This is a genomic window from Kitasatospora sp. NPDC059803, assembly GCF_042732255.1.
In the GTDB taxonomy this organism is placed as follows: domain Bacteria; phylum Actinomycetota; class Actinomycetes; order Streptomycetales; family Streptomycetaceae; genus Kitasatospora.
Genome location: NZ_JBHWIJ010000117.1, coordinates 13,777 through 24,179, shown reverse-complemented (window position 1 = coordinate 24,179; position 10,403 = coordinate 13,777). Strand labels below are relative to the sequence as shown.

Genomic DNA, 10,403 nt, shown 5'->3' with positions numbered 1-10,403 from the left:
GTCCCCCCCAGACGGCCGCCGGCCCGCCCATTGGTCAGCGACAGCCGCCGCCTGGGCCCCCCCCCCCCCCGCAGGAGCAGCTCCCCCCCGCGGCGGGCCCGCCGGGGCCCGTCCGGCGCCTGCTCGTGGACCGCCTGGACGAGGCAGGGCCGGTCCAGCTCGATGTAGCGGTCGAAGGACGTCACCAGCTCGACCGGTACCACCGGTTCGGGGTGGCGCAGCCGCTGGGCGGCCTGCCGGGCGGCCTCCAGCACCAGCATCCCGGGCACGTGGTCCAGCTCGTGGTCGAACAGCACCGGGTGCCCGGCGTCGGTGCGCAGCAGCCAGGTGTCGGGCCGCAGGGTGGGGCTGAGCACGACGTCCGTGGGCTGTGCGCGGCCGACCAGCTCGGGCGCGGTGGGCGCGGGCAGCCGGGGCAGGGTGGCGGCCCGCCGCTCGGGGCCGCGCAGCCGGGCGTAGGAGGCGGGGGAGACGACCCGCAACTGGCCGGAGCCGTGGCCGATCGGGTGGCCGTCCCGGGATATGTCGATGTGCACCCGCAGCGAGACCAGCCGGCCGTGCCGCATCCGGACGTCCTCGCAGCCGACCGCGAGCATCAGCGAGGCCGGCCCGGTGGTGACGGCCAGGCCGCGCAGCCCGTCCGGGCCGAGCGCGTAGGAGAGGTCCTCCATGACGAAGTGGTGGCCGCGCGGCACCCCGAAGCCGGCGTGGCCGACCAGCAGCCCGGCCTGTCGGATGGTCTCGGCCATCAGCACCGGGTCGTGGAAGCGGTCCCCGGGCAGGCGGTAGAAGGCGTGCAGCCGGGGCCACTGGGCGCCGAGCAGGAAGTCGTACGGACCGGTGGCCTGCCAGCCGGTGAGGAACACCTCGGACACCGAGGTGCGGTGCACCAGGTGGCGGGAGACGGTCCGCTCGTGGAAGTCGTAGCCGGGACCGGGGTGGGCGTACGGACCGTGGGCGTCCGGCTCTACGATCAATGGCATGACGGGCCCTACTCCAGGGTGACGGTCGAGCGGCCGGTACGGTCGCCTGAGATAAAACATACAGACCACCCGGTTTCTCTTCTGCGTCTGGGGTGGCCCCTGCCGCGCAGCCCGACGCGACCACGCTACCCCTACCCTGGACTGGGGTAATGGCCGCCCGGGGGGCGGCAGGCCCGGGGCGGGGGTGCTCCCCACTGGACGGCGGGGTCCGCGAAGGAGCTAGATTAGATACCAACCATGCGGTTTCGGTCGGCGCCGTCCGCATGCGAGGCGTCGCCCCCAACGGCGGCGCGCTGACAGCAGCGGGGCGGGCGGGGGGAAACGCGTCCGGCCGAGTCCGGAGGGGCCCAGTGGTCAAGCAGGAACGCGCGGGGCGGACCAGGCGTGCCGTGCTGCTCGCCGCGGCGGACACGTTCGCCGGCGTGGGCTTCGAAGCCGCCAGCCTGGTCGACATCAGCCGCCGGGCCGGGGTGAGCAAGGGCGCCCTCTACTTCCACTTCGTCTCCAAGCAGGCCCTCGCCGACGGCGTGCGCGCCGCCGCCGGGCGCGAGATCGGCTCGGCCGCGCTGCGCGCCCTGCGCTCCGGCGGACCGGCCCTCCAGGGCCTGATCGACTTCTCGCACGAACTCGCCCGGCTGCTGCGCGAGGACGTGATGGTCCGGGCCGGCGTCCGGCTCGGCCGCCAGGGCCCGCCCCGGGCCGACACCCCGGACGGCCCGCCCGGCGCGGACGCCGCCTGGCGCAGCCTCACCGCCGTCGTCCACCGGCTGCTGGACCGCGCCGCCGAGGCCGGCGAGCTGCGCCCCGGGCTGGACCGCCGGGCCGCCGCCGAACTGCTGACGACGATGGCGGCCGGCCAGGTGCTGCTCGCCGCCGAGGAGGCCGACCGGCCCGGTCCGGAGGCCGTCGGCCGACTCTGGGCGGCCGCGCTGCCGGCCCTGGTGGCGGTGGAGCACTGCGCCGGCTACCGGCTCTGAGCGGCCCTGGGCGGAGAGCCCCGGCAAGCGCCCTGGGAAACGTCCGGGAGACGCCCCGGGAGACGCCCTAGGAGGGCACGCGCTCGGCGACGCTCAGCCGGGCGAGCGCGTGCGGCTGGACCAGGCCGGGCAGCACCAGCGTCCACAGGTCGGACATCCGCTGGATCAGGTCCCGCCGGTCGGTCAGCACCTGGGAGCTCAGCTGGATCCCGGTGACGGCCCCGGTGATCACCCCGGCGGCGGCCGCCAGGTCGATCCCCGGGTGGAGGTCCCCGGCGTCCCGGGCGCGTTCCAGCAGCCCGCGGGCCACGTCGGACCAGCCCTGGTAGGCGGCGATCTGCGGCTGGGTGAAGCTGCCGTGCTCGATCGTCAGCCGGATGCTGCCGCGCACCAGCGGGTCGTCTTGGAGGGCGTGGGCGAAGGCGTACCCGAGGTCGATCAGGGTCTGCACCGGGCTGTCCGAGGACGGCTGCCAGGTGCCCAGCCAGGCGCCCTGCCCCTCGATGACGGCGAGCGCCAGCTCTTCCTTCGAGTGGAAGTGGAAGTACAGCGCGCCCTTGGTGACACCGGCCCGGTCCAGGATCTCGGACATCGTGGCGGCGGCGTAGCCCCGCTCGTCGAACACCTCGGCCGCCGCGAGGAGTACCGTCTGGCGGGTCGCCAGCGCGCGGGCCTGCCTGGCCATCGCAGCCTCCCTGGATAGTTCTGGTCCATCGGCAGCGGCCGATCCTATGGGGGCCGACGGGGCGGCGGGCCGCATACCGTCCAGTAGGTATTCTACCGAGCCGCGCCGGGGCGGAGCGGACACCCGGTGGTCGGGGCGGCCGGGACCGGTGCCCCAGGCCGCCGGGAAGGCCGGAAGGCCGGCCACCCGGGTGGGGTGACCGGCCGTCGCGGGAGGTTCCGGGCCGTCAGGCGGCCTGCTGCCAGCTGACCGGCGAGTAGTAGGCCGGGCGGCGCTCCAGGCGCTGCCAGTTGGCGATCGGCTCGACCTGCGCGGTCGCGGCGGCCTGCTGCGCGACGGCCGCCCGGGCCATCAGCACGGCGGTGAGGGCGGCCAGCTCCTCGTCGGAGAGCGAGCCGCGGACGATACGGACGAGGGGTTCGGCGGAAGCAGTCATGGTCTGGTTTTCTCCCCCGGTGGCTTGTGGTGTGTGGTGGTCGCTCGGAACTGCGTGCTGCGGGCCGCGCGTGGGCGCGGGCGTTACATCGGCGGGTTGCCGTGCTTGCGGCTGGGCAGGTCGGCGTGCTTGGTGCGGAGCATGGCCAGGGCGGAGGCGATCACCTGGCGGGTCTCGGCGGGGTCGATGACGTCGTCGACGAGGCCGCGTTCGGCCGCGTAGTACGGGTGCATCAGTTCGTTCTTGTATTCCTTGATCTTCTGGGCGCGCATGGCGTCGGGGTCTTCGGCGGCGTTGATGTCGCGGCGGAAGATGACGTTGGCGGCGCCTTCGGCGCCCATGACGGCGATCTCGTTGGTGGGCCAGGCGTAGGAGAGGTCGGCGCCGATGGAGCGGGAGTCCATGACGATGTAGGCGCCGCCGTAGGCCTTGCGCAGGATGAGCTGGATGCGGGGCACGGTGGCGTTGCAGTAGGCGTAGAGGAGCTTGGCGCCGTGGCGGATGATGCCGTCGTGCTCCTGGTCGACGCCGGGCAGGAAGCCGGGGACGTCGAGCATGGTGACGAGGGGGATGTTGAAGGCGTCGCACATCTGGACGAAGCGGGCGGCCTTCTCGCTGGCGTTGATGTCGAGGACGCCGGCGAGGGACTGGGGCTGGTTGGCGATGATGCCGGTGACGTGGCCGTCGATGCGGGCCAGGACGCACAGGACGTTGGTGGCCCAGCGTTCGTGGACTTCGAGGTATTCGCCGTGGTCGACGATCTCCTCGATGACCTTGCGCATGTCGTAGGGGCGGTTGCCGTCGGCGGGGACGAGGTCGAGGAGGGTGTCGTTGCGGCGCTCGACGGGGTCGTCGTTGACGGCGGGGGGCGGCATCTCGCGGTTGTTCTGGGGGAGCAGGGAGAGGAGGTAGCGGACTTCCTCGATGCAGGACTGCTCGTCGTCGTAGACGAAGTGGGAGACGCCGGAGACGCCGGCGTGGACGTCGGCGCCGCCGAGGCCGTTCTGGGTGATCTTCTCGCCGGTGACGGCCTGGACGACGTCGGGTCCGGTGATGAACATCTGGGAGGTCTCGCGGACCATGAAGACGAAGTCGGTCAGCGCGGGGGAGTAGGCGGCGCCGCCGGCGCAGGGGCCGAGCATGACGGAGATCTGCGGGATGACGCCGGAGGCCTTGGTGTTGCGCTGGAAGATGCCGCCGTAGCCGGCGAGGGCGGTGACGCCCTCCTGGATGCGGGCGCCGGCGCCGTCGTTGAGCGAGACCAGCGGGGCGCCGGCCGCGATGGCCATGTCCATGATCTTGTGGATCTTCTGCGCGTGGGCCTCGCCCAGCGCGCCGCCGAAGATCCGGAAGTCGTGCGCGTAGGTGAAGACGGTCCGCCCGTGCACGGTGCCCCAGCCGACGATCACACCGTCGGTGTGCGGCTTCTTCGCCTCCAGGCCGAAGCCCTGGGCGCGGTGCCGGCGCAGCGGCTCGACCTCGCGGAAGGAGCCCTCGTCCAGCAGCAGGTCGATGCGCTCGCGGGCGGTCAGCTTGCCCTTCGCGTGCTGGGCCTCGGTGGCCTTCTCGCTGGGGCCGCGCCGCACCTTCTCGCGCAGTTCGTGCAGCTCGGCGACCCGCCCGCGGGCGTCGGCCGCGACCTCGGGGACCTCGCCGTCGACTGGCGCCTCATGCACAACCGTCATCTCGAACCACTCCAAGGGTGAGGGAACTGTCCGACAGCCAACGTCTGCTGTGCCCCCGGCTGCGAATCACTTTCTTCACTTATGACTGTACGAGGGGCCGTGCGTTGGTTTCGGCGTCGATTCCGTACAAGGTCAGGTCCGTTTAGATGTCAGGCCTGCACAGAAGCGGTGGTGTCGAAGCCGGAGCACTGGGTGTCCGTTCGAATACCGGGGGCTGTCGGTCAGGTGATGGCCCGATGATCTGAACATGAAGAAAAGCGCAGGTCAGGGCCCTCGTTCAGTAATGTAGGGCGGCCCTCTTGCGCCTTGCTCAAGCCCCGCTCAAGTCCGGTCGGGCACCGGTACGGATCCGTGCTAGAGGGCGCCGAGTCGTAGGGAAGCGCCAAAAACACCACAGCCCACCCGGTGCCGTCCGGGTGGGCTGTCCGGGGGATCCCCCCAGTGGCTCCGATCAGCTCTTTCGGCCGTCCTCGGGCTCGTCCTCGCCTCGCAGCTCCTGCTCGCGGCGGCGCAAATCGGCCTCCCACCGCTTCAGCATGTCCTCGTGATCGTTGTCGCTCCTCTTCAACGAAGCGAGGAATTCGGGGTCGTCGTCCGGTGCGAGCGGGCGGCCGTCGCGCCGGACCGGCTGCCCCGGACGACCGTCGGCGTCGTCGGGAGCCCCGGTCCGCAGGAGGCCGCGCTGCTTGCCGGCCACCAGCCAGGCGATCGGGCCCACCGGCGGGAACAGCAGCACGATGAGCACCCACACCGGCTTGGGCAGGTGCTTCACCTGGTCCTCGGACGTGGTCAGGCAGTCGATGAACGCCCACACCCAGAGCGCGAGCGGAAGGACGATGGTCAGAAGAATTCTCAGCACGGCGGCGATCTCCCTGCGGGGCGGTCGGGGCGGGTGCCTTCCCGGGGCCCTTGACGGAGCCAGGCTATCCGGTGGCGGATACTGACAGGCATGGCATACGACGATCTCCGCTCGTTCCTGCGGGCACTCGACCGTGAGGGCGACCTCAAGCGCATCAAGGCAGAGGTGGACCCGCACCTGGAGATCGGCGAGATCGTCGACCGGGTCCAGAAGGCCAAGGGCCCCGCGCTGCTCTTCGAGAACGTCAAGGGCTCGTCGATGCCGCTCGCGATGAACGTCTTCGGCACCGAGCGGCGCCTCGCCAAGGCGCTCGGCCTCAAGGGCCCGGACGACATCGCGGAGAAGATCGCCGGCCTGCTCAAGCCCGAGCTGCCGCAGGGCTTCACCGGCTTCCGGGACGCCTTCGGCAAGCTCGCCTCGATGGCGCACGTGCCGCCCCGGCACGTGAAGTCCGGTGACGCGCCGGTCCACGAGGTCGTGCTCACCGGCGACGACGTCAACCTGGACGAGCTGCCCGCCCTGTTCACCTGGCCGATGGACGGCGGCTCCTTCTTCAACCTGGGCCTCACCCACACCAAGGACCCGGACAGCGGCATCCGCAACCTCGGGCTCTACCGGCTCCAGCGGCACGACCGCCGCACCATCGGCATGCACTGGCAGATCCACAAGGACAGCCGCAACCACTACGCGGTGGCCGCGAAGCGCGGCGAGCGGCTGCCGGTCGCGATCGCCTTCGGCTGCCCGCCCGCCGTGACCTACGCGGCCACCGCGCCGCTGCCCGGCGACATCGACGAGTACCTGTTCGCCGGCTTCGTCGCCGGGGAGCGGGTGAAGATGGTCGACTGCAAGACCGTCCCGCTCCAGGTCCCGGCCGACGCCGAGGTGGTGCTGGAGGGCTGGCTGGAGCCCGGCGAGATGCTCCCCGAGGGCCCGTTCGGCGACCACACCGGCTTCTACACCCCGCAGGAGCCGTTCCCGGCGCTGAAGATCGACTGCGTGACGATGCGCCGCCGCCCGATCCTCCAGTCCATCGTGGTCGGCCGCCCGCCGACCGAGGACGGCCCGCTGGGCAAGTTCACCGAGCGGTTCTTCCTGCCGCTGCTGAAGATCATCATCCCGGACATCGTCGACTACGACCTGCCCGAGGCCGGCGGCTTCCACAACTGCGTGATCGTCTCGATCGACAAGAAGTACCCCAAGCACGCCCAGAAGACGATGCACGCCATCTGGGGCGCCCACATGATGTCGCTGACCAAGCTGATCATCGTGGTGGACTCCGACTGCGACGTGCACGACTACCAGGAGGTCGCCTGGCGGGCCTTCGGCAACGTCGACTACAGCCGCGACCTCACCGTCGTCGAGGGCCCGGTCGACCACCTCGACCACGCCTCCTACCAGCAGTTCTGGGGCGGCAAGGCCGGCATCGACGCGACCCGCAAGCTCCCCGAGGAGGGGTACACCCGCGACGGCGGGTGGCCCGAGATGGTCGAGTCGGACCCGGCCACGGCCGCCCTGGTGTCCCGCCGCTGGAAGGAATACGGGCTGTGAGCACGGCTGCCGTCGAAACCCCGGGGCGCACGAAGGCCTTCCTGCGCCTGGTGATGATCGAGCACTCGGTCTTCGCCCTGCCCTTCGCCTACACCGCCGCACTGACGGCCATGTTCCTCGCCGACGAGCGGGTGCACTGGGGCGAGCTGTTCATCGTCACCGTCTGCATGGTCGGCCTGCGCACCTTCGCCATGGCCGCCAACCGGATCATCGACCGCGAGATCGACGCCCGGAACCCGCGCACGGCCTCGCGCGAACTCGTCACGGGCGCGGTGTCGCTGAAGACGGCGTACGCCGGCTCGGCCGTGGCGCTGATCGTCTTCCTCGGCGCGGCGGCGATGCTCAACCCGCTCTGCCTGGCGCTCGCGCCGGTCGCCGTCGTGCCGATGGTGGTCTACCCGTACGGCAAGCGCTTCACCGACTTCCCGCAGGCCATCCTGGGCCTCGCCCAGGCCATGGGCCCGGTCGGCGCCTGGCTCGCGGTGACCGGCACCTGGTCGTGGGACGCCCTCGTACTGGGCGTCGCGGTCGGCGTGTGGATCGGCGGCTTCGACCTCATCTACGCCTGCCAGGACGTCGAGTCCGACCGGCACGGCAAGGTGCGGTCGGTACCGGCCCGCTTCGGCATCCCGGCGGCCATCTGGGGCGCACGGGTGTGCCACGTCGTCACGACGCTCCTGCTGGGGTGGTTCGCGCTCCTGACCCACGCCGGTGCGGCGTTCTGGGTCGGCCTGGTCGTCGTCGCGGGGGCGTTCGTCTACGAGCACACCATCGTCAAGCCGAACGACCTCTCCAAGCTGAACCGGGCGTTCTTCCAGACCAACGGCTTCGTGGGCATCTCGCTGTTCGTCTTCGCCCTGCTGGACCTGATCATCCGTGGGATCGGGGTCTGATCCCCGCGAAGCCGCTTGCGTAGACCCCGTCGCCGTTGGTGCTTATCGTCGACCAACATTTGCCAGGGGCGCCACGTTGTCGCTGGAGACGTCCCTGGCCCTGATCGAACTAACGCCCAGCCCCAACTTCACCCGTTCACCGCCTCGAAGGCGGCCCGGTACAGCACGGCGACCTCCGTGGCGTACAGGCGGCATTCCTCCTCCGTCGCCGCGTGATTGGCCAGGTAGCTCGCCCGTCGAAAGGCCTCCGCCGTGGCCGGGGCCCGCTTGATCTCCGCCATGGTGGCCCAGTGGGCGGCGAATGCACGAGGGACGGGGTCGGGCTCAGAGTGACTCACGGGGCATTCCTCTCGTCTCGTCCTAGCCGGGTCAGCGGAACAGCGCGGCGTGATCCGTGGCCCAGGTGCGGAAGTTGCGGGGTGGGTGGCCGGTGAGGTCCTGGACCGTTGTGGTGGCCGGGTTCGGGGTGGTGATGCGGGCGTGGATGAAGTCCAGTGCGCTGTCGACGGCCACCCCGGGCCGGCCGGTGGCGGACATGCGGCGGCGGGCCGCCTCGCGGGGGATCTCCTGCCACTTCACCGGGCGGCCGGCGGCCTCGCCGATGATGTCCACCTGTTCCGCCTGGGTGGGGCACTCCGGGCCGGTGAGCAGATAGTGCGCGCCGTCGTGGCCGTCCTCGGTGAGGGCGCGGACGGCGACCGCCGCGATGTCCCGCTCATCCACCGGGTTCAGTCCGGCCGCGCCGCCGTAGCCCTGCACGGCGCCCCCGGAGCGGATCTCCTGCGCCCACTGGAGCGCGGCGGTGAACCCGTGCGCCCGCAGCACCGTGTGCCGGACCCCGCTCCCGGCGAGCAGCGCCTCCACCTCGCCCTCGGCCCGGACGGCCGTCGAGGAGAGGAACACCACCCGCCCGACCTCCCGGGCCAGCACCCCCACCGCGTCCGCGGCCTCGTCCGCCGTGGGGAACGGCCACCCCAGCAGCACCGCGCCCGCCTCCTGGACCGCCGCCTCCAGCGATGCCGGGTCGAGCAGGGCCCGCTGTGTCAGCGTCCGCACGCGCATCCCGGCGGCGGCGAGCTGCAGCCCGACGTGTCGCTCGACCGCTCCGGGGACGCCGACCACCAGTACAGGTGACGCCTCGTCAACTCGCTTCTCTGTCATGCCTCGAACGTAGGCGAGAAGTATGAGACGCCCCATGCGTGCGGGTCTCCGGTTCATGCGCCATCGTCTACCAGGCGCGCGCCAACTCGCGTGCGCCCCCGAGTGCTTCGCGCGCTGATTGATCGTCAATCCGGTTAACACCAGCTGCTATCAGCGTGTTACGTTCCGTGGCGCAAGCAGAAAAGAGAAGACCCCAGCGGTGCTACCAACACCCCGGGGTCCGGCACCAGGAGCAGACACTCCCCATGCAGATTCATCGTAGCGCGCACTCGCGCTTTTTCTCCGTCCTTCCGAACGGACTCCTCCAGGACCGTCGCCTCAGCTACACCGCCCGAGGACTCCTCGTGGACCTCCTCTCCCGTCCGGACGGCTGGCGTGAGGACGGCAGGGGCATGGCCGACAGCAGCCCGCAGGGGCGTGGCACGATCCGCCGGACGCTCAACGAGCTGAAGGACGCCGGGTATTACCGGGTCGAGAAGGTCCGGATGCCCGACGGCACGATCCGGACCGAGGTGCACGTGTACGACACTCCTCAGCGCCCGGGGCCGCCGAGTGACCCACCCCCGGCCCCCGGTGAGCCTGATACCGGCCCCTCTGACGCCCCTCCCGTAAAGAACCCGGAAGAAGTACCCACCCTCCCGGCCGCGTTGACCGAGACCGATCCACACGTCCGGGAGGCGGTGGCCATACTCCACCGGGTGATCCGCCGGGAGCCCCGCCTGCGCCTCGGCGAGGCCGAGGCCGTCGCCCTCGCACCCCTCGTCGCCGAATGGCTGGCGAGGGGCCACACGGACGCCGACCTCGCCCACGCCCTGCTCCCCGACCTGCCGCGGCCCCTGCACTCGCCGGTCGGCCTGCTCCGCAACCGCTTGCAGCGCAAGCTCCCACCGCCGCGTGAACCCGCCGTCGCCGCACCTGCCCGCTCCGAATGCGCGGAGTGCCGCGATCCGGTGCCCCGCCCCGGCATCTGCCGCTCCTGTGCCGGCCTCGTCCCCCGGCGAGTCGCCCCGGACCCGGCCACCGCCCGTACCGGCGCCGCCCGAGCCCGCGGCGTTCTCCTCGCCGCCCGCGGACTCGCCCTGGCCCCTGTCACCTGATCGGGTGCCGGCTGGGGGCCGGCGGTCGGGGAGTGCGGCCTACGGGTGGGGGGGGCCCGGGGGGGTGAGGCCGCCCGGG

The 10,403-nt window shown here is 71.7% G+C and carries 11 protein-coding genes; 4 read left to right on the top strand and 7 right to left on the bottom strand.

Features of this window, described 5'->3' with window-relative positions:
• Nucleotides 1-983, bottom strand: a 983-nt coding sequence (locus ACFV6I_RS19960) for a ScbA/BarX family gamma-butyrolactone biosynthesis protein (RefSeq protein WP_380426677.1), incomplete at its 3' end; no start/stop codon positions are given.
• 350 nt (nt 984-1,333) lie between these two features.
• On the opposite strand from ACFV6I_RS19960, the gene ACFV6I_RS19955 reads away from it, so the two are divergent.
• On the top strand, nt 1,334-1,960 hold the full coding sequence (locus ACFV6I_RS19955; RefSeq protein ID WP_063348877.1) for a ScbR family autoregulator-binding transcription factor: 627 nt from the start codon (nt 1,334-1,336) through the stop codon (nt 1,958-1,960).
• A gap of 67 nt (nt 1,961-2,027) precedes the next feature.
• On the opposite strand, the gene ACFV6I_RS19950 is transcribed toward ACFV6I_RS19955, so the two are convergent.
• The 4 genes from ACFV6I_RS19950 to ACFV6I_RS19935 form a co-directional block, all read right to left on the bottom strand.
• Entirely contained in the window at nt 2,028-2,645 is a 618-nt protein-coding gene (locus ACFV6I_RS19950; protein WP_063348878.1) for a ScbR family autoregulator-binding transcription factor, read from the bottom strand.
• A 226-nt stretch (nt 2,646-2,871) separates the two neighbouring features.
• Entirely contained in the window at nt 2,872-3,081 is a 210-nt protein-coding gene (locus ACFV6I_RS19945) for an acyl-CoA carboxylase subunit epsilon (RefSeq protein WP_063348879.1), read from the bottom strand.
• Between the two features lie 83 nt (nt 3,082-3,164).
• The gene (locus ACFV6I_RS19940; RefSeq protein ID WP_063348880.1) at nt 3,165-4,766 is read right to left on the bottom strand and encodes an acyl-CoA carboxylase subunit beta; all 1,602 of its coding nucleotides are present in this window, start codon (nt 4,764-4,766) and stop codon (nt 3,165-3,167) included.
• 451 nt (nt 4,767-5,217) lie between these two features.
• Nucleotides 5,218-5,625, bottom strand: coding sequence for a PLD nuclease N-terminal domain-containing protein (locus ACFV6I_RS19935; RefSeq protein WP_063348881.1), 408 nt, complete (start codon nt 5,623-5,625; stop codon nt 5,218-5,220).
• Nucleotides 5,626-5,715: 90 nt separating this feature from the next.
• Between ACFV6I_RS19935 and ACFV6I_RS19930 the strand changes: the two genes are divergently transcribed.
• Both ACFV6I_RS19930 and mqnP read left to right on the top strand, forming a co-directional pair.
• Complete coding sequence (locus ACFV6I_RS19930) at nt 5,716-7,173, top strand: menaquinone biosynthesis decarboxylase (RefSeq protein ID WP_063348882.1); 1,458 nt, start codon at nt 5,716-5,718, stop codon at nt 7,171-7,173.
• Complete coding sequence (gene mqnP / locus ACFV6I_RS19925; RefSeq protein ID WP_380426679.1) at nt 7,161-8,066, top strand: menaquinone biosynthesis prenyltransferase MqnP; 906 nt, start codon at nt 7,161-7,163, stop codon at nt 8,064-8,066. Before ACFV6I_RS19930 ends, mqnP begins: the two co-directional genes overlap by 13 nt.
• Before the next feature lie 128 nt (nt 8,067-8,194).
• On the opposite strand, the gene ACFV6I_RS19920 is transcribed toward mqnP, so the two are convergent.
• Together ACFV6I_RS19920 and ACFV6I_RS19915 are read right to left on the bottom strand one after the other, a co-directional pair.
• On the bottom strand, nt 8,195-8,404 hold the full coding sequence (locus ACFV6I_RS19920; protein WP_380426675.1) for a hypothetical protein: 210 nt from the start codon (nt 8,402-8,404) through the stop codon (nt 8,195-8,197).
• Nucleotides 8,405-8,435: 31 nt separating this feature from the next.
• Entirely contained in the window at nt 8,436-9,227 is a 792-nt protein-coding gene (locus ACFV6I_RS19915) for a hypothetical protein (protein WP_380426673.1), read from the bottom strand.
• A gap of 245 nt (nt 9,228-9,472) precedes the next feature.
• Here ACFV6I_RS19915 and ACFV6I_RS19910 point away from each other — a divergent pair, with 245 nt between their 5' ends.
• On the top strand, nt 9,473-10,324 hold the full coding sequence (locus ACFV6I_RS19910) for a hypothetical protein (RefSeq protein WP_380426671.1): 852 nt from the start codon (nt 9,473-9,475) through the stop codon (nt 10,322-10,324).
• Nucleotides 10,325-10,403: the final 79 nt, after the last annotated feature.